The sequence below is a fragment of the Stenotrophomonas maltophilia group sp. Smal12 genome, assembly GCF_037079935.1.
In the GTDB taxonomy this organism is placed as follows: domain Bacteria; phylum Pseudomonadota; class Gammaproteobacteria; order Xanthomonadales; family Xanthomonadaceae; genus Stenotrophomonas; species Stenotrophomonas sepilia.
In genome coordinates this window covers 24,751-40,947 of record NZ_JBAWUK010000016.1, presented here as the reverse complement: position 1 = coordinate 40,947, position 16,197 = coordinate 24,751, and the positions used below count along the sequence as shown (strand labels likewise).

The 16,197-nt window shown below is 67.4% G+C and carries 13 protein-coding genes; 4 read left to right on the top strand and 9 right to left on the bottom strand.

Annotated features, from left to right (window positions below; translation table 11 throughout):
- Nucleotides 1-21: 21 nt before the first annotated feature.
- Entirely contained in the window at nt 22-588 is a 567-nt protein-coding gene (locus tag WDC87_RS09260; protein WP_072167283.1) for a GIY-YIG nuclease family protein, read from the top strand.
- Between the two features lie 7 nt (nt 589-595).
- On the opposite strand, the gene WDC87_RS09255 is transcribed toward WDC87_RS09260, so the two are convergent.
- Nucleotides 596-739 (bottom strand): hypothetical protein, encoded by a 144-nt coding sequence (locus WDC87_RS09255; protein ID WP_176698770.1) that lies wholly within the window; start codon nt 737-739, stop codon nt 596-598.
- Nucleotides 740-837: 98 nt separating this feature from the next.
- Between WDC87_RS09255 and WDC87_RS09250 the strand changes: the two genes are divergently transcribed.
- On the top strand, nt 838-1,749 hold the full coding sequence (locus WDC87_RS09250) for a LysR substrate-binding domain-containing protein (protein WP_301655235.1): 912 nt from the start codon (nt 838-840) through the stop codon (nt 1,747-1,749).
- Here the strand turns inward: WDC87_RS09250 and WDC87_RS09245 are convergent.
- The 3 genes from WDC87_RS09245 to WDC87_RS09235 all read right to left on the bottom strand — a co-directional run bounded on the left by WDC87_RS09245 (nt 1,733) and on the right by WDC87_RS09235 (nt 4,341).
- Nucleotides 1,733-2,449: an ABC transporter substrate-binding protein gene (locus tag WDC87_RS09245; RefSeq protein ID WP_252745268.1), complete on the bottom strand. Its 717-nt coding sequence runs from the start codon at nt 2,447-2,449 to the stop codon at nt 1,733-1,735. The genes WDC87_RS09250 and WDC87_RS09245 overlap by 17 nt on opposite strands.
- Before the next feature lie 272 nt (nt 2,450-2,721).
- Nucleotides 2,722-3,561, bottom strand: coding sequence for an arylamine N-acetyltransferase (locus WDC87_RS09240; RefSeq protein WP_088497424.1), 840 nt, complete (start codon nt 3,559-3,561; stop codon nt 2,722-2,724).
- A 54-nt stretch (nt 3,562-3,615) separates the two neighbouring features.
- The gene (locus WDC87_RS09235; RefSeq protein ID WP_088497423.1) at nt 3,616-4,341 is read right to left on the bottom strand and encodes a hypothetical protein; all 726 of its coding nucleotides are present in this window, start codon (nt 4,339-4,341) and stop codon (nt 3,616-3,618) included.
- 207 nt (nt 4,342-4,548) lie between these two features.
- Between WDC87_RS09235 and WDC87_RS09230 the strand changes: the two genes are divergently transcribed.
- Complete coding sequence (locus WDC87_RS09230; protein WP_088497422.1) at nt 4,549-7,137, top strand: methyl-accepting chemotaxis protein; 2,589 nt, start codon at nt 4,549-4,551, stop codon at nt 7,135-7,137.
- A gap of 44 nt (nt 7,138-7,181) precedes the next feature.
- Here the strand turns inward: WDC87_RS09230 and WDC87_RS09225 are convergent, their stop codons facing one another.
- The 5 genes from WDC87_RS09225 to WDC87_RS09205 form a co-directional block, all read right to left on the bottom strand.
- Nucleotides 7,182-9,704 carry a sulfite reductase flavoprotein subunit alpha gene (locus WDC87_RS09225; protein WP_088497421.1) on the bottom strand — a complete coding sequence of 841 codons (2,523 nt, stop codon included), beginning with the start codon at nt 9,702-9,704 and terminating at the stop codon, nt 7,182-7,184.
- A 729-nt stretch (nt 9,705-10,433) separates the two neighbouring features.
- Nucleotides 10,434-10,997 (bottom strand): TlpA disulfide reductase family protein, encoded by a 564-nt coding sequence (locus tag WDC87_RS09220; RefSeq protein WP_088496618.1) that lies wholly within the window; start codon nt 10,995-10,997, stop codon nt 10,434-10,436.
- A complete protein-coding gene (locus WDC87_RS09215; RefSeq protein WP_072167278.1) occupies nt 10,994-13,375 on the bottom strand; it encodes a protein-disulfide reductase DsbD in 2,382 nt (793 codons plus the stop codon). Before WDC87_RS09215 ends, WDC87_RS09220 begins: the two co-directional genes overlap by 4 nt.
- The gene (gene cutA / locus WDC87_RS09210; RefSeq protein ID WP_065196842.1) at nt 13,372-13,710 is read right to left on the bottom strand and encodes a divalent-cation tolerance protein CutA; all 339 of its coding nucleotides are present in this window, start codon (nt 13,708-13,710) and stop codon (nt 13,372-13,374) included. Before cutA ends, WDC87_RS09215 begins: the two co-directional genes overlap by 4 nt.
- A gap of 68 nt (nt 13,711-13,778) precedes the next feature.
- Entirely contained in the window at nt 13,779-15,569 is a 1,791-nt protein-coding gene (locus WDC87_RS09205; protein ID WP_065196843.1) for an endonuclease, read from the bottom strand.
- 311 nt (nt 15,570-15,880) lie between these two features.
- Here WDC87_RS09205 and WDC87_RS09200 point away from each other — a divergent pair, with 311 nt between their 5' ends.
- Nucleotides 15,881-16,168, top strand: a complete 288-nt coding sequence (locus tag WDC87_RS09200) for a co-chaperone GroES (RefSeq protein WP_005411227.1) — start codon at nt 15,881-15,883, stop codon at nt 16,166-16,168.
- Nucleotides 16,169-16,197: the final 29 nt, after the last annotated feature.

The following is a 16,197-nucleotide window of genomic DNA, read 5'->3' as shown; positions in this document are numbered from 1 at the left end:
AGGTGGAGGCAGCCTGCGCACATGCAATCGGATATCCGCATCGATGGTCGTGTCTTTACCTACGTCTTCCCGTGTGCGTGGGAGGACTACGCGAAGATCGGCTTTTCACGTGATCCGCTCGGACGCATCAGCGCATTGCATCGGCGCTGGTTCGAGTTCTTCGACCTCGATGCCGGTGCGCTGGTGGAAGCGGAGGGCGAGCGTGATGCACGTGATCTGGAGCTGCAGCTGCGTTCGCCGTTCAAGGCGCACCGCGCACCGGCACCGATGACGATCCAGCACAAGGCTGGGGGTCGTACTGAATGGGTACGTGGTGCCAACCAGGCCTTGTCGCTCGCAATTGCTGCGTTGGGTGAACAAGGCTATCGCTGTTACCCGCTGAAGGCGTGGCTGCAGGTGGCGATGCGCCTGCGCATGGACCGGCTGCACGACTGGGCTGTGGTGCAGCTTCCGGAAGAGGAAGGACTGCGGATTTCCGGTGGCCCCGGCGAGGGCGTGCTGCGTGACACGCTCGACGGTTGCCGGGCACTGGATATCGATCCAATGCCCTGGCTGCCTGAATACGTCCAACGCTGGTACACAGGTTGAGCCGCGTTCAACGGGTCCCCGGCTGCTGAACCGGCGCGGCCGGTTGCGCCGCGCACGCAGGGGAGTCGGTGGACGGACTGGCCAGCTGGCGTGCCAGCTCGGCGTTGGCCACATGGCCGTGCAGGAACAACAGGCTGCCGAAGATGTTCATGAGCGTGCCTCCACTTGAGTGGATTGCACGATACGGGCAGCATGGGCGGGCAAAAAGCGACATTTCCGCAAGCATGCCTTGAGAGGAATTCAAGCCTGATGTCCCGTCCGCCCCTTCATGCCCTGGAGGGTTTCGTGGCCGCCGCGCGGCTGGGCAACCTGTCACGGGCAGCGGCATCGATGAACCTGACCGTCAGTGCGCTCAGCCATCAGATGCGCCAGCTGGAAGAGCGGCTCGGGCAGCCACTGCTGGTCCGCCAACCGCGTGGCGTCGCCCTCACCCTGGAGGGGCAGCGCCTGCTCGACCAGGTCGGCCCGCATCTGGATGCGATCAACGAAGCCTTCCAGCCCTATGCGGCCCGCGCCGAGCACGTGCTGACGATCAGTGCGGTGCCGTCGATGGCGTCGGCGTGGCTGGTGCCGCGCCTGGGGCATTTCGTGGCTGAGCACCCACAGATCGAGATCAACCTGCAGTCGAGTGAGCGCCTGATTGATTTCGAGCGGCAGCGCCAGTTCGACGCCGCGCTGCGGCTGGGCAGCGGGCAGTGGCCGGGCCTGGTGGTTGAGCCGCTGTTCGACGAGTGGCTGCTGCCAATGGCGAGCCCGGCGCTGATCGAACGCATGGGAGGGATCGACCGGGTGCCACTGAACCAGTGGCCACTGCTGGGGGACCCCGATGGCGCGTGGGGGGCCTGGTTCGCGTTGAGCGGGCAGACCCCGCCGTCGCGCTTCGTAGCGGTGCTGGATGATTCGGAGGCACACCACCGTGCGGCGCTGGACGGGGTGGGCGTGGCGCTGGGGCGGGTGACGCGGGCGCGCTTGTTGCTGGATTCCGGCCAACTGGTTGCGCTGTCCAACCTGCGCCTGAAAACCGCCTGGCCGCATTGGCTGGTCTACCCGCAGCGTTCGGCCCGCCACCGCGGCTTTCTTGCCTTCCGCGACTGGCTGCACGCGCAGGCTGCCGAACACGTGCGGCACATGGCGGACGCTACACTCATCGCACCAGCGTGACCGCCTGCCCGGCGCGCGCGAATGCCTCCTCCAGCAGCGAGCCGGCCTTGATCGCGTCCACTTCTTCGAACAGCGCCTGCAGCGCGTCGGCGGGGCGGGATGCCGGCGCCGCCACCGCCTGCTGGATCGCGGTGAAACGGTCAGCCAGCACGCGGTGGCCGGGATGCGCCCGCGCCCATGCTTGCAGCGGCTGGCGCACGCCGGCGGCGGCATCCAGGCGCTGCAGATCGAACAGGGTGATCGCAGCCGCCGACGTCTCGGCCCGTTCGATCGTGGCGTGGCGCAGTTCGCGGCTGAGAAACAGATCGTAGGCTGCACCGCGGCCCACCGCGATGCGCAGCCCCTCGCGGTCGAGGTCGGTCACCTGCTGCGCGGGACTGTCCTCGCGCACCAGATAGGTGCCTTCGATCTCCACGTACGGAGCACTGAAGGCGATGCGGTCGGCACGTGCCGGATCGATGGCCAGGAAGGCCAGATCCCAGCCGTCTTCGCCTGCCGCAGCGACCACCGAGGCTGCGGCATCGTGACAGGTGAAGCGTGCCTGCACACCCAGGCGCTGCGCCAATATCGCGGCCAGCTCCACCGACGGTCCGCGCGGCGAGTGCGCATCGCCCTGCGCCAGCACCGGGTTGCCCAGGTTGATCGCCACGCGCAGGAAGCCCTGCGGTGCCAGCGCACTTTGGTGATCGGCCAGGGACATGCAGGACTCCGCGAGGAAAGGGGCACCCAGCATGCCAGCGCTGCCCTGCAAGGAGTGTCATGCTGCACGACTGCAGGATGGCCTACCTTCCGTTTGCCGACGAGGCCGCAGGTGTGGGCATGGACTTGGAGGTGAGCCTGGAGCGTGGCCGAGATCTGCGAAAGTGAAGGCAACCGGATTGCGTTGCAGGCGCGCACGGTTCCGTAGAGCCGAGCCCATGCTCGGCTGAGCTTGGGCGGCTGGGTCAACAGCAGCCGAGCATGGGCTCGGCTCTACAAGGTTGCGGCGCGTGAGCGCTGCAGCCAGTCGTTGATCGCCGGATCGAGCCGCGGGTCTTCGGGTAACTGCATGCCGAAGCGTTGCTGCAGTACCTCGCGCACGTCGGCAACATCGTGCAGCGGACGCTTGTCCGGTGCCTGGCCGGGGCGGTACTCGGTGTAGTTGCCGCTGCCGATGGTGCGTCGCCAATCTGGCCCGGTCAGCGACGCGCGCAGTTGGCCAGGGAAGCTGGAGTCGGGATGGGTGCACACGTACCAGTTGCCCACCACGTTGTCGATCGGTGCGGGCACGTGCAGGTCGAAACGGTACATCGCCCGCCAGCCGTCATCGGATTCGGCGTACAGCACGAAATCCCCCTCGCCGGGCAGGCGCTGCAGCAGGTACCGCTCGTGAGGCGTGGCCTGCGGCTGCAGATCATGCAGCCGCAGCGGCACGGTCGGGGTCAGGCTGCCGAATCCGGCGTCCACCAGCCAGTCTTCGCCGTCCACCTGCACGCCCAGCAGCAGGTGGGTCCGTGCGGTCAGTTCGCCGTCCTGGGCAGCCAGCAGCACGCGCGCGCTCAATGGCTGCGCATCGAAGCCCAGCGCCTGCAGCAGCGACAGCAGGCCCCCATTGAGTTCGAAGCAGTACCCGCCACGGCGCTCGTCCAGCAGCTTGCGCTGCACGCTGTCCAGGTCGATCGGTACCGCATCGCGCAGCAGGCAGCTGAGGGTCTCGAAGGGCAGCAGTGCGTTGTGGCGCTGCTGCATCAAGGTCAGGCCGGCCAGCGTCCGCGGTGGCGGTGCATCCAGCTGCAGGCGCTGCAGGTAGCGGGGGACATCGAGCGTCGCCATGGCGGCACCGGGCGGGGAGGAACGTCCACTGTGCTCCCCCAACCGGGGTTGAGGTCAAGCGCGGCGGCGCGGCATAGCGTCAATTGATGCCGGCTTGAGAGAGGAGGGGCTCTGGTTTTTTGCCTCGGGGATTGGGATCAAAAGAAACTCATTACGCTCGTTAGGCTGGATAACTTTCCCAATTGCATCGTAGCTCTGCAGAGGGAACAGGGATACGCGCGTTGTGAAAGCGCCAAGTACTGCGACCGGAACCCCCAGAACGATTCCCGCCCAAGAGCCATGCATGGCGTAAAGCAGGCCTTCAACCCAAAGCATGCTGCCGAACAGATAGAAGATCATGCCAGTAGCACCGGCAGCGTATCGCCAGCGGCGCTCTCGCTTGGGCATGTGAAATTCAATGCTGGTGCCATCCATGCTGCGCCGTGCCAGTGTACTTATGCCCCTGATATGGCGCCATTTGATGCTTGGCGAGTAGCAGCGCATGAGGCTGAAGTAGGCCCGGCGCTCCTCGCGCCCGACCAGGAGGCCATAGCGCCCTCGAAATGCCTCCTGCAATGTGGACTCCTTTACCCAGCTTGCTTCCAGATCATCCTCTGAATGATCCGCGATCTTCAGCAAGTACTCGCGATCCCGATGCTTTGACTCTCTCCAGCGGTGGAAGCTGTCCATAGGAGGTCCGAAGAACCAGCGCACGATGGTTGCGAGGACCACTATGACAGTACCGATCCCGACAGGGATGCCAAGCGTCTGAATCTGACTCAGTACCGTGCTGATGAGCATGGCTGCAGTTGCTCCGAGGTAATTGTGTGAAACGTAGTTCTATCAGTCGGGATTCTCAGGAGATGAGAAATGGAGATGTTCTCTGTCATCGCATCGTCGCTTGTTGCCGGTACAAGAAGCGAGATCGGATCCGCGAGGAAGAAGATTGGACCTAAAGTTTCTTCGCATACGGCCGATACAGGTGCGTCCCTCTACCTGGAGCCTGTCATGTCGGCCGTTGTCCCCCACCTCCGGTCCCTGCGCACGCGGCTTGCGGCGCTGCGCCCGGCGTCCTCCGGCCTGCTGCTGTGGCTGCAACCGCATCGGCTGAGCGTAGCCAACAAGCTCAAGGCGACCTTGTGGGTCTGTGGCCTGGGACTGGTCGCAATCGCAGCCGTCTACGCCTGGACCGGGCATGCCAGCACGCAGGCTGCGCGCAGCCAGGCCAGCTACCAGCGCGGCAGTGACCTCGCCGCGCGCCTGGCCACGCGGGTGGCCGAAGCGCGCCGCCTGCAGATCCAGTATGCACGCAGTTTCGATGATGCCGACCGCGCGCAGCTGCTTGCCACGCAAAAGGCGCTGCAGGACGATCTGCGGGCGCTGCGCACGATGCCGATGGATGCAGGCCGGCGCAAGGCCCTGCAGGCGCTGACCGAAGCTGCAGGCGCGTTCTCGCAGGGTGTTGCCGCCCTGTTCGAACGGGTCGACGAGATGGGCCGTGGTGAGGCCGGCCTCGCCGCGCAGCTGCAACAGGCTGCAGACACGCTGCAGGGGCAGGTGGATGCGCAGCAGCGGGATGCGCTGGCGTTGTCCCTGCAGAAGATGCGGCGGCAGGAGGCACTGCTGCTGCTCGACGGTGATTCCACCCACGCCGACCGCGCCAGCGAAGAAAAGCTGCCGTTCGATCTCGCGCTGGCGGGCCTGCCCGCGGATGCGCAGGACACCCTGCGCACCGGAATGGAGGCGTATCAGACCGCATTGCTGGGGTATACCGCTGCCCGTGTCGGCCTGGATGTGGAAGCGCAGTCGCTGCTGGATACCGCTGCGGGCGTAGCGCCTGCGCTGGCCGCATTCCAGCAGGCACAAGCCGCGGCACTGGCCCGTGCCCAGACCCGCCAGCAGGCTGGTGCGCGCACGATGAGCGTGCTGTTTGCATTGACCGTGCTGCTGGTCGCCGGTGTGCTGATCACCAGCCTCGTGCTGGTGCTGCGTGCAGTGCGCCAGCCGATCCAGGACACCCTGCACTTCGCCAGCGACATCGCCGACGACCGCCTGGACACCACCCTGCGCGTCTACAACGCCAACGACGAGATCGGCCAGCTGGCGCAGCGCCTGGTCGACATGCAGCAGCGCCTGCGCGCGCGTATCGAGACCGAGCGTGCCGTGGCGCGCGGCAACACCCGGGTGCGCCAGGCATTGGACAGTGCGCAGACCGGTTTGATGGTGATCGATGCGGAAGGGCAGGTCGCCTACGCCAACCCGGCACTGCTGCAGCTGCTTGACCTGCGGAACGAAGCGCTGGTGGGCAGCGACGCGGTACGCCTGCATCCGGCGTTGGCCAGCCTGGCCGGCGTGCGCCAGCGCGAAGAGCGCGAGATCGGCCATGCTGGCACGCGTTACCAGCTGATTGCCAACCCCGTCATCGATGAAGGGCAATTCCTCGGCGTAGCGGTGGAATGGCGCAGTCGTGCGCTGGAGACCCTGCTGGAAACCGAGGTCGCTGCGCTGGTCGATGCTGCAGCACACGGCGACCTGCACGGTCGCATCGCGCTGGAGGGCAAGCAGGGCTTCGTGCGCACGTTGTCGACCAGCATCAACCGCCTGCTGGCGACGTTTGAAACCAACCTCGGCGACCTGCAGGCATTGCTGGCCGCGCTGGCCCGTGGTGACCTCAGTGTGCGCATGGAGGGTGAGCTGCAGGGCGTGTTCGCGCGCATGCGCGATGATGCCAACGCGACGGTCGCTCAGCTGGGCCGCATCGTCACCCGCATCCAGCACGCCACCTCCAGTATCGATACCGGCGTTGGCGAGATCGTTGCCGGTCATCAAGATCTGTCACAGCGCACCGAGCAGCAGGCCGCGAACCTGGAAGAGACCGCCGCTTCCATGCACGAACTGACCGATACGGTCGGTCGCAATGCTGATGCCGCAGGCCGTGCCGACGCGCTGGTCAAGGGTGCGGCTGCGGTGGCGCAGCGCGGCGGCGAGGCTGTCGGTCAGGTGGTGGCGACCATGCAGGGCATCAGCGAGGCATCACGTCGCATCGGCGACATCACCCAGCTGATCGACGGCATCGCCTTCCAGACCAACATCCTGGCGCTGAATGCTGCGGTGGAAGCGGCGCGTGCCGGTGAGCAGGGCCGCAGTTTCGCCGTGGTGGCCGCGGAAGTGCGCCTGCTTGCACAACGCAGCGCAGAGGCGGCCAAGCAGATCAAGGGCCTGATCGAGGATTCGGTGGCGCGTGTGGGACAGGGCAACCAGCAGGCCGAACAGGCCGGCACCACGATGGGCGAGATCGTCGGCAGCGTGCAGCAGCTGGCCGAGCTGCTGGCGGGTATCCGCAGTGCGTCGCAGGACCAGCATGCCGGCATCGCACAGGTGAACCAGACCATCGTGCAGATGGAAGCCAGTACCCAACGCAACGCCAGCCTGGTGGAAGAGGCCGGTGCCTCCACGGCGCAGATGCAGGTCCAGGTGCGTGCCCTGGCCGACGCGGTGGGCGCGTTCCGGTTGCAGTCGATGCCGCAGGCGCGCGCCGCGGCGGCCTGGTCAGCCGAGCGTAGGCTCGGCGCTACATCGGCTGCAGGAACACTGTAGAGCCGAGCCCATGCTCGGTTCACACCAGCGTTCGGCGGCAGGAATCAATACACGTCGCGGCGGTAGCGCCCGTTTTCCAGCAGCATTTCCACCGCTTCATCGCCCAGCGCCGTTCGCAGCACCTGGTCCACGCCCTCGGCCATGCCCTGCAACGACCCACAGACATGGATCACCGCACCGCGCTGCACCCAGTCGCGCAGCGTTCCGGTGGCCGCCTGCAGGCGGTCCTGCACATAACCGCCTTCGCCATCGCGCGAGAACGCCAGGTCCACCCGCGCGAGATGGCCATCGGCCTGCCACGCTTCGATCTCGTCGGCGAACAGGAAATCGAGTGCACGCTGGCGCTCGCCGAACAACAGCCAGTGCCCGTGTTCGCCTGCACGGGCGGCTTCGCGCAACAGGCTGCGCAGGCCGGCGATGCCGGTGCCGTTGCCGATCAGCACCATCGGCGCGCCAATGACACGATGGAAACCGGGGTTGCGATGCACGCGGGCGACGATGCCGGCACCGATCGGCGCATGCAACGACAGCCAGCCCGAGCCCAGCCCGGCTCGACCGGAGGCGTCATGCACCAGCCGCACCACCAGCTCCACCACGCCATCATCCGTGCAGGAGGCGATCGAATACTCGCGGCTGGGCAGCAGCGGCAGCCCGGCCAGCCACAGGCAGGCATCCTGCACCGCCAGCGCAGCATCGGCCTCGGGCAGCTCGCGTTCACTGGCCAGCGCCAGCAGCGTGCGCGGATGGCCATCGACCAGCAGGGGCTGCAGCGGATCCAGCCCATGCGCCTTCAACACGGCACCGGCGTGCTGGGCATTGTGGCGGGGCGCGATGTGCAGGATGTCACCCGCCTGCCACTGCACGTCGGCCGGTGCGGCAAGACGGATACGCCAGATGGCTCCGCCGACGCTGCCAGGGTTGAGGCGGTCGCGGCCGAGCAGGCGCCACTCATGCATCTGCGTAGCCGCAGGCAGCACGCTGTCATCGGTGACGATGCCGGTGAGCGCACCCAGCTCCTGCTGCCACCGGCGCAGCGCCGGGACCGAGGCGGCATCGACGTCGACGCGCTCGAACAGTGCACGCGCGCCGTTTCCGATCAACCAGCCATCGACCCGGCGGCCGAAGCCGCAGTAGTGCGGGTACTGGTGGTCACCCAGCGCGAGCAGGCCGAACTGCAGGCCCGAAAGGTCCAGCGCTTGTGCAAGCAACTGCCGCGCTGCGCGCCGGGCGGCATCGGGCGGCTCGCCGTCGCCGAAGGTGCTCAGCACGAACAGCGCGCTCGATGCACGCAGCAGGAGCGCGGCATCGATGCGCGCCAGCGGCAGCACCTGCACCGCATGGCCGGCCGCCTGCAGCTGGGCCGCCGCGCGCCACGCCAGCTGTTCGCCCAGTCCGCTCTGGCTGGCATGCACCACCAGCCACGCTGCGTTGCCGGCGTCGCTGGCCGGCATCGGTAGCGCCTGGCGCAGCCCGCGCGCGGCACGCTGGCTGCGGCGGCGGTCCAGGTACAGCATCCAGCCGGTGATGAAGAACAGGCTCATGCCCAGGCTGCTGAGCATCACCACCACGCGCCCGGGTACACCGAAGTAGCTGCCCGAATGCAGCGCGAACACGCTGGTGGCCAGCTGTCCGCCCGCGCCCTGGCGTGCGTACGGGCGGGCATCGAGAACCGCACCGCTGGCCGGATCGAGCTGCAGCAGGTCATGCGCACGATCGTGGTGGCCGCCGCGCTGCGACGGATCACCGGCCATCACCCGAACATTCAGTGCCTGTCCGGGCTTCTCCGGCAGGCGCAGGTCAATGAAGCCGGCGCGCACGCCCGCCAGCGCGTACAGCGTGGCTTCAATGCGGTGCAGGTCCAGCGACGCATCGGTGGCAACCTGGTGCTTGGCCGCCGGTGGGACGCCCAGCAGCGTGCTGGCCGCACTGCGATACCCGTCGAACGACCACCACAGGCCGGTCAGCGCACTCATCAGGTAGATCAGCAGCACCCAGGTGCCGACTACCGAGTGCAGGCTCCACAGGAAGCCGCGCCCGCTGCGTTTCCACTCCACTGCCAGCCAGCTGCGCCAGTGCCACCAGCGTCGTGGCCAGCGCAGGTAGAGGCCGGACAGGGTGAAGAACAGCAGGGCGATGGCACAGCTGCCGGTGATCCACTTGCCGCGTTCGCCCGCGGCAAGGTGGCGATGCAGGTCCTCGACGAAGTCAAAGAACGCCTGGCCGCGCAGGGCGCTGAAGCGCTCACCGCTGTACGGGTCGAAGTACACCCAGTGGTCCTTGCCGCCGGCAAAGCGCGCGACCGACGGCCGCTGTCCGGTGGCATCGATACGCAGGCGTTGCAGGGGGCGTTCGCTGCCGGCCTGGAGCAGCGGCACCAGTTCACTGAGTGCAAGGGGATGCTGTCCGTCGGCATGGTGCTCGGCGATCTCGGCAAAGCCGGGATTGGCGGCGCGCAGCAGCTCGTCCTCGAAGGACAGCACGGCGCCGCTGAGGCCCATCACGGCCAGGACGGCACCTGCGGTGATGCCCAGCAGCCAGTGCAGTTGGAACAGGACGTTCTTGAACATCGAAGGAGAGGGGCCCGGGAGGCTGCCGCCCGCATCCTGCGCAACAGCAAATGAGAATTAGTCGCGTAATTCTCCGTGGCGCCCCGGCTGCGGTCAAGCTGGAGGTACCGGCCGGGCGGCACCCGGCACCCGCGGTAGTGCCGGCCGCTGGCCGGCAACCTCAGAAGCAACAGCCGAAGCAACAGCCGAAGCAACAGCGGGTTTCCTGTGAGGAGGCGGGGGGGGGCGGTTGCGGGGGACGGCGCAAGTACGTCCCTGTAGCCTTGGTCACGGCATCCATGCCGCGGACACCCCCTCAACCGGAGCCACCCCGCCTTCGACAGTTTCCTGCGATCTGTCGGAACGGCGTTCTGCTTTGGTGGGTGCCGACCGTTGGTCGGCACGGGGTCTGATTCCGTTCTGAATATCGATATCTGACAGATGTGTCGACCAAGGTCGACACCTACCAACAGCCGCGAAGATCTGTCAGAGGTGGGGCGGTGTCGGAGTGCGGGGTGTCAGCCGCATGGGCCCGAGGCATGCCTCGGGCGGGTTGGGCAGGACGCCCAACCCCGGTCTTGACGTGTGCGCAGGACAGCGCACACGAGCAAGCGGCTGCCAAGCTTACAGGGACGTACTTGCAGCGTCCCCGCACTCCGACATCGCCCCGCCAACCCGCGGAATGCCCGCTTTGGCTGTTGGCGTTGCATTGAGCCGGGTGCAGGGCTGCAAGCCCTGCAAAAAACACCCTCACTTCACCCAGCTGTCGATCTCGCCGTGGGCGAACGGTCCCAGCTTCGCTTTTACCATTCGCCCCTGCGCATCGAACAACACGCTGTAGGGCAGCAGGCCTTGCGCGTTGCCGAGCTGCACGCTGGCATCGCGCGGGCCCGGTGTCTCGATCACGATCGGGTAGTCCACTGGCACCTGCTGCAGGAAACCGCGCACGTCGTCCGTCGTGTCCAGCGCCAGACCCAGCACCTGCACACCGTTGTCGCCCTGGGCATCGGCGAAGCGCGCCAGTTCGGGCATCTCTTTCACGCAGGGCGCACACCAGCTGGCCCAGACGTTGATCAGCAGCGGCCGGCCGGCAAAGCGATCGCGCAGGACCAATGGCTGTCCCGCCAGGTCCGGCAGTGTCAGCGCGGGCAACTGATCGCCCACCTGCAGCGTGGGCTTCATGGCCGTCGCCCTGGAAGCCGTCGCTGGCGCGGCAGGTGATGATGGGCCGGGGGCCAGGCGGTGCCCGGCCCACAGGCCGAGGCCGGCGGCCAGCACCGCTGTCCACAGCAGCGCTGGCCGTTGCCACTTCATCGTGCGGTGCGCAGCAGCGCTTCCTCGACCACCGCCTGGGTCAGCAGGGTCGGCAGCACGGTCGGCGGCGCGCCGGGGCCGTACACCACGTACAGCGGTACGCCCACCGCCTTGTGCTCTTCCAGGAACGTGGTGATCTGCGGGTCGACGTTGGTGTAGTCACCGCGCATGTACACCGCATTGGTGCGCTTGAGCAGTTCCTTGAACTCCGGCCGTGACAGCACCGCACGTTCGTTGGCCTTGCAGCTCACGCACCAGTCGGCGGTCATGTTGACGAACACCACGCGGTTGTCGGCGCGCAGGCGGTCCAGCAGCTGCGGCGAATACTCGACCACGTTGTCGCTGGCGGCCTGTGCGGCCCTCGCCGGCGGTGCCAGCTGGGTCACGCCCCAGGCCGGAACCAGTGCACCGATCGCCAGCAGCACGCCGAGCAGGGTCCCCGCACGCGAGCCGGTCCAGCGGTTGCGTTCAAACAGCCACAGGCCGAACGCAAACAGCAGCAGGCCACCCAGCACCAGCGCCATGCCGTCCACGCCGCGCTGCTTGCCCAGCACCCACAGCAGCCACAGCGCAGTGGCGTACATCGGGAAGGCCAGCACGTGCTTGAGCGTTTCCATCCACGGGCCGGGCTTGGGCAGGCGGCGTGCCAGCGCTGGCACGAAGCCGATCAGCAGGAACGGCAGCGCCAGGCCCAGGCCGAGGAACAGGAACACGGTCATCGCCTTCAGCGGCGGGGCAATGAAGGCGTAGGCGATCGCACCGCCCATGAACGGGCCGACGCAGGCACTGCCGACCACGCAGGCCAGCGCACCGGTGAAGAAGTCACCGGCCGGGCCGCTGCGGCTGGCCAGCGACTGGCCAAGGTTGCCGATGCCGCCGCCGAGGGTGAACACGCCGGACAGGCTCAGGCCCACCGCGAACATGATGTAGGCCAGTGCCGCCACCACGCCCGGGTGCTGCAACTGGAAGCCGATGCCGACGGCGTTGCCGATCGCGCGCAGGCTGACCATCAATGCGCCGATCACGGCGAACGCGACCAGCACGCCCAACGTGTACCAGAGCGCGTGGCTGCGGGCGCGCTGCGGGCTTTCGCCGCTCTGCGCCAGGCTCAGCACCTTCAGCGACAGGATCGGCAGCACGCAGGGCATCAGGTTCAGCACCAGTCCACCGGCCAGCGCCAGCAGCAGCACCCAGACGAACGAACGGTCCGGGTTCGGGGTGGTCGCCGGCGGACGCGTGCGAAGCGCATTGTCACCACGCGCGTCGGTGGCGAACGCGTTGCCTGCGCCCTGGCCGCCCGTGGCGGCGGGAGTGGCGTTGCCGTCGTTGGGTACGGTCGGCAGCAGGCGCAGCGGTACGCCATTGGCGGATTCACGCGGCGCACCGGCAGCGTGCAGCGCATTGACGGCTTCCTCGCGCACTGGCGCCTGGCCGGTGCCGGCGGTGAGCTTGCCGGCCGGAATCGACAGCTTCACCCGACGGGTCATCGGCGGGTAGCAGATACCATCGGTCTGGCAGCCCTGGAAGGTCACCACCAGGGTGCTGTCGACCGCATCAGTAACAGTGCGGCGCAGCGGCAGCGGCACTTCCACCTGGTTGAAGTACACCGAGACATCGCCGAAGTGCTCGTCGCGATGCGACTGCGCGGCCGGCCAGCGCGGCTTGTCGGCGAGCACGCCGGCGCTGCCTTCCAGCTTCAGCGAAGTGCGGTCGCGGTACAGGTAGTAGCCGGGTGCCGGGCTGAAGCGCAGCAGCAGGGTGTTGCCGTCGCTGGCGATGGCATCGAAGCCGAACGCCTGTTCCGACGGCAGCGGCAGCGCCTGGCTGTTGTTGGCCGCGCCCGGCAGGCGCAGGCCACCGCTGTTGCCGGCACCGGCCAGCGGGTTGTTGAACGGACTGGCGGCACCGGTACGCGCGGCAGGCACCGCGGCCGCCGCACCGGCACCCGGCAGGGTGACCTGCACCACGCGCTTCTGCGGCGGGTAGCAGACGCCGGCATCGGCGCAGCCCTGGTAGCGGACTTCCAGGCTGATGGTGCCGGCGGCGTCCGTCGGCGTGCCGGGCAGGGTGGCCTGCAGGCGCTCCCGATAGGTTTCGACCTCGCCGAAGAAATCATCGTGGTGCCTGTCACCCTTGGGCATCTGCAGCGTGCCGGCATTGAATGCCGGATCCGCCTTGACGCTGGTGCGGTGGCGATACAGGTAGTAGCCCGGTGCGATCTTGAACTGCAGTTGCACCTGGCCCCGTTCGGGGGCCGTGGCGGTCAGCGCGAACGCCTGGTCCACCGGCAGCAGGTCCTTCTCATCCAGGGCCAAGGCGGGCAGCGAGAGCCACAACAGGGCGCACAAGGCAGCGCCACGCGCAAACAGAGTCTTCAATCAGTGTCCTCCCGGGTCTGTGCCCGGATCCAGTCCAGATACGCCGGCAGGCCGGCCCGGGTTTCGACCGCGATGCACTCCGGGAGTTCATACGGATGCAGTTCGACGATCCGGGCGATTGCGTCATCGATGCGGCTCGCGGTGGTCTTTACCAGCAGCTGCAGCTCGGCATCGGTGGTCACCTCGCCCTGCCAGCGGTAGGTGGACTGCGCGCCATCAAGGCGGGTCACGCACGCGGCCAGGCGCTCGCCGACCAGCGCGTGCGCAATGCGCTCTGCACTGGCCCGGTCCGGGCAGGTGGTCAACAGCAGCAGGACGGGATCGACGATCGGCATGACCGCCGAGTATAGGGCCGCCGCCGGGTCAGGGCCCGGCGGCGGCAGTGGACCGCTGCGTTGCGCGGTCAGTTGGCCAGCTGGCAGGTGGCTGGCTTGGCCGAGGTGAACAGGGCCGGGGTCGCCCACTCGGGGTGGTCGATGAACGGGTTGCGATTGCCCTGGAAGCTGTAGACCACGTCATTGCGGGCACGCTCGGCATCATCCGGCGGATCGGACAGGTGCCAGTCGATCAGCGTCGACAGCAGGCCCATGTAGGCCGGCGAACTGCTGGTCTTGACGATCTTGCTGCGGTCGTCGGTCAGCTCCAGGTCCGGCTCGGACTGACCGGTGGCCGCATCCTTGCCGCCCTCATAGCGGATCGCCATGTACATCACCGCACGCGCCATGTCGCCCTTGCGCTTGCCCCACACCTCGAAGGTGCCGGTGTTGCCGTCCGGCGTGCGCACCCAGTTGGAATTGCCCGGGTAGCCACCGCTGCCGCCGCCCTGCCCATTGTTGGCTTCGGTGGCACGCTCGCCGCAGCTGGCATCGCACTTGGCGAACGGCTTGTTGCCACGGTCGGCGTTCCACTGCGCGTCGGTCAGGTACAGCATGTGGGTGTCGGTGTACGGCGCGTAGGGCAGGCCCTTGTCACCGGTGGTGGTGGCAAAGCCCAGCGAGTTCGGCCAAGTGTGCTCGCGGTTGTAGGTCAGGCCGCTGCCGGTGCCCGCACGATCACTGACCTTGGCGTAGCTGCGGTTGCGGTACGCATCGAGGATGCGGTTCGGGTTGTTCGGATCCTCGTCGGCGATTTCCAGGATGGTCCAGGTGCTGGTGCCCGAGCCGCTGTACGGGTAGGCGGTATGGCCCTTGATGGTGGCGTGCAGCGAGCAGCGCAGCTGGCTGGGGCTGCTGGTGTTGACCCTGGAGTAGTAGCCGGCCGGCACGCCCGGGTTGCCCGGGTCCGGATTGCCGCCGGTGCTGGCCACGGTGAAGGCGATGCGGCTGTCGGCGGCCGGATGCGCGCCCTGCAGGTCGGTGATGCGCGCAGCGCGGATGTCGAAGCGGCAGGCTTCACCGGCCACCAGCGCGGTGTTGGTGGACAGCTTCACGCTGCGGCCGCTGGCCGGGAAGGTCAGCGGCACGGTGCCGGAGGTGCCGCAGCTCAGGGCGAAGGCGCCACTGGCCAGGTTCACCGTCTCGCTGAACACCACTTCCAGGTCGGCGGCAGCCGGGAAGGTGCTGCTGCCCTGCGCCGGGGTGGTGGTGGAGACTGACGGCGGCGTGTTGGGGCCTGGCGTGCCGCCGCCGCTGAAGGTCTGGCCGTTGTTGCAGCTGCCGAACGTCTGGCCGGCCGATTCGGCCCAGGTGAAGTGGGCGTACTGGCTGCCGCTGCCGGTCAGCTGCAGCGAGGTGCCCGGCGCGGTGCTGTTGCTTTCGGCCACCGGGATGTTCTGGCTGGTCATGCCCGCGGCAGGGCCACCGGAGGCGGTGATGGCGCCCTCGTAGCTGAGGAACTGGACCACCTTGCCGCTGGCATCGACCAGGGCGATGCCGTCGTTCGGACCATTCTGGAGGCCGTTGGTCGGATAGTTGACCACGGCGATGGTGGCGCTGCCGCAGCCGGCGGCGGTGCCGGCCGGGACCGGATTGTTGGCGTAGACGGTGGCGGCCGACGGGTTGCTGCCGTTGTAGAGGTACAGGCGGTAGCCGGACAGGTCCTCACCGGCAGTGGCTACGACCTCGATCGCTTCGCCGACGTCACCGGCGGCGGTGCTGTCGTCGTAGTGCAGTTCATTGATGAAGACCTCGGCCTGGACCGGCGCAGCGGCCAGCGCCAGCAGGCAGGCGGCGGCAAGCGGGGACAGCAATCGCATCGACTACTCCTTGTGATTGGGAATGCCTGACCGAGCCTAAGGCCGATCCAGTGACACTTTGTCGTAAATGAACGTCAGATATCTGACAGTGCGACGCTTGTCACCGAAATTGATCTGGACCGACGCCCTGGCCGAGGTGCGCGGGCGAAAAAATTTTTTCCTTCCGCCCTTGAAAGGGGGCGGCGGGGCTCCATCTCTGCCCTGCTCCCGACGTTGTCGGGTTTCTTCACGTGCGGTTCTGGCACTCGCCTGGGGGGAGTGCTAACATCGCCGGACTTTTTTAGACCAATCAATCACTTAAGAGGTCTCCTATGAGCATCAAGCCGCTGCACGACCGCGTTGTGGTCAAGCCGATCGAAGCCGACGAAATCTCCGCCGGTGGCATCGTCATCCCCGACTCGGCCAAGGAAAAGTCCACCAAGGGTGAGGTCGTGGCCGTCGGCCCCGGCAAGCCGCTGGACAACGGCAACGTGCGCGCGCCGTCGCTGAAGGTCGGCGACAAGGTCATCTACGGCCAGTACGCCGGCAGCTCGTACAAGAGCGAAGGCGTCGAATACAAGGTCCTGCGCGAAGACGACGTGCTCGCCGTCATCGGCTGAGCTTCGGCGCGACCTGTTTCAACCTGATC

What these genes read in the sequence shown, in the direction of transcription:
- WDC87_RS09220 (WP_088496618.1), bottom strand. Translation starts at nt 10,997, where the DNA reads ATGAAGTGGCAACGGCCAGCGCTGCTGTGGACAGCGGTGCTGGCCGCC.
- WDC87_RS09260 (WP_072167283.1), top strand. Translation starts at nt 22, where the DNA reads ATGCAATCGGATATCCGCATCGATGGTCGTGTCTTTACCTACGTCTTC.
- WDC87_RS09200 (WP_005411227.1), top strand. Translation starts at nt 15,881, where the DNA reads ATGAGCATCAAGCCGCTGCACGACCGCGTTGTGGTCAAGCCGATCGAA.
- WDC87_RS09225 (WP_088497421.1), bottom strand. Translation starts at nt 9,704, where the DNA reads ATGTTCAAGAACGTCCTGTTCCAACTGCACTGGCTGCTGGGCATCACC.
- WDC87_RS09245 (WP_252745268.1), bottom strand. Translation starts at nt 2,449, where the DNA reads ATGTCCCTGGCCGATCACCAAAGTGCGCTGGCACCGCAGGGCTTCCTG.
- WDC87_RS09235 (WP_088497423.1), bottom strand. Translation starts at nt 4,341, where the DNA reads ATGCTCATCAGCACGGTACTGAGTCAGATTCAGACGCTTGGCATCCCT.
- WDC87_RS09250 (WP_301655235.1), top strand. Translation starts at nt 838, where the DNA reads ATGTCCCGTCCGCCCCTTCATGCCCTGGAGGGTTTCGTGGCCGCCGCG.
- WDC87_RS09205 (WP_065196843.1), bottom strand. Translation starts at nt 15,569, where the DNA reads ATGCGATTGCTGTCCCCGCTTGCCGCCGCCTGCCTGCTGGCGCTGGCC.
- WDC87_RS09240 (WP_088497424.1), bottom strand. Translation starts at nt 3,561, where the DNA reads ATGGCGACGCTCGATGTCCCCCGCTACCTGCAGCGCCTGCAGCTGGAT.
- cutA (WP_065196842.1), bottom strand. Translation starts at nt 13,710, where the DNA reads ATGCCGATCGTCGATCCCGTCCTGCTGCTGTTGACCACCTGCCCGGAC.
- WDC87_RS09255 (WP_176698770.1), bottom strand. Translation starts at nt 739, where the DNA reads ATGAACATCTTCGGCAGCCTGTTGTTCCTGCACGGCCATGTGGCCAAC.
- WDC87_RS09230 (WP_088497422.1), top strand. Translation starts at nt 4,549, where the DNA reads ATGTCGGCCGTTGTCCCCCACCTCCGGTCCCTGCGCACGCGGCTTGCG.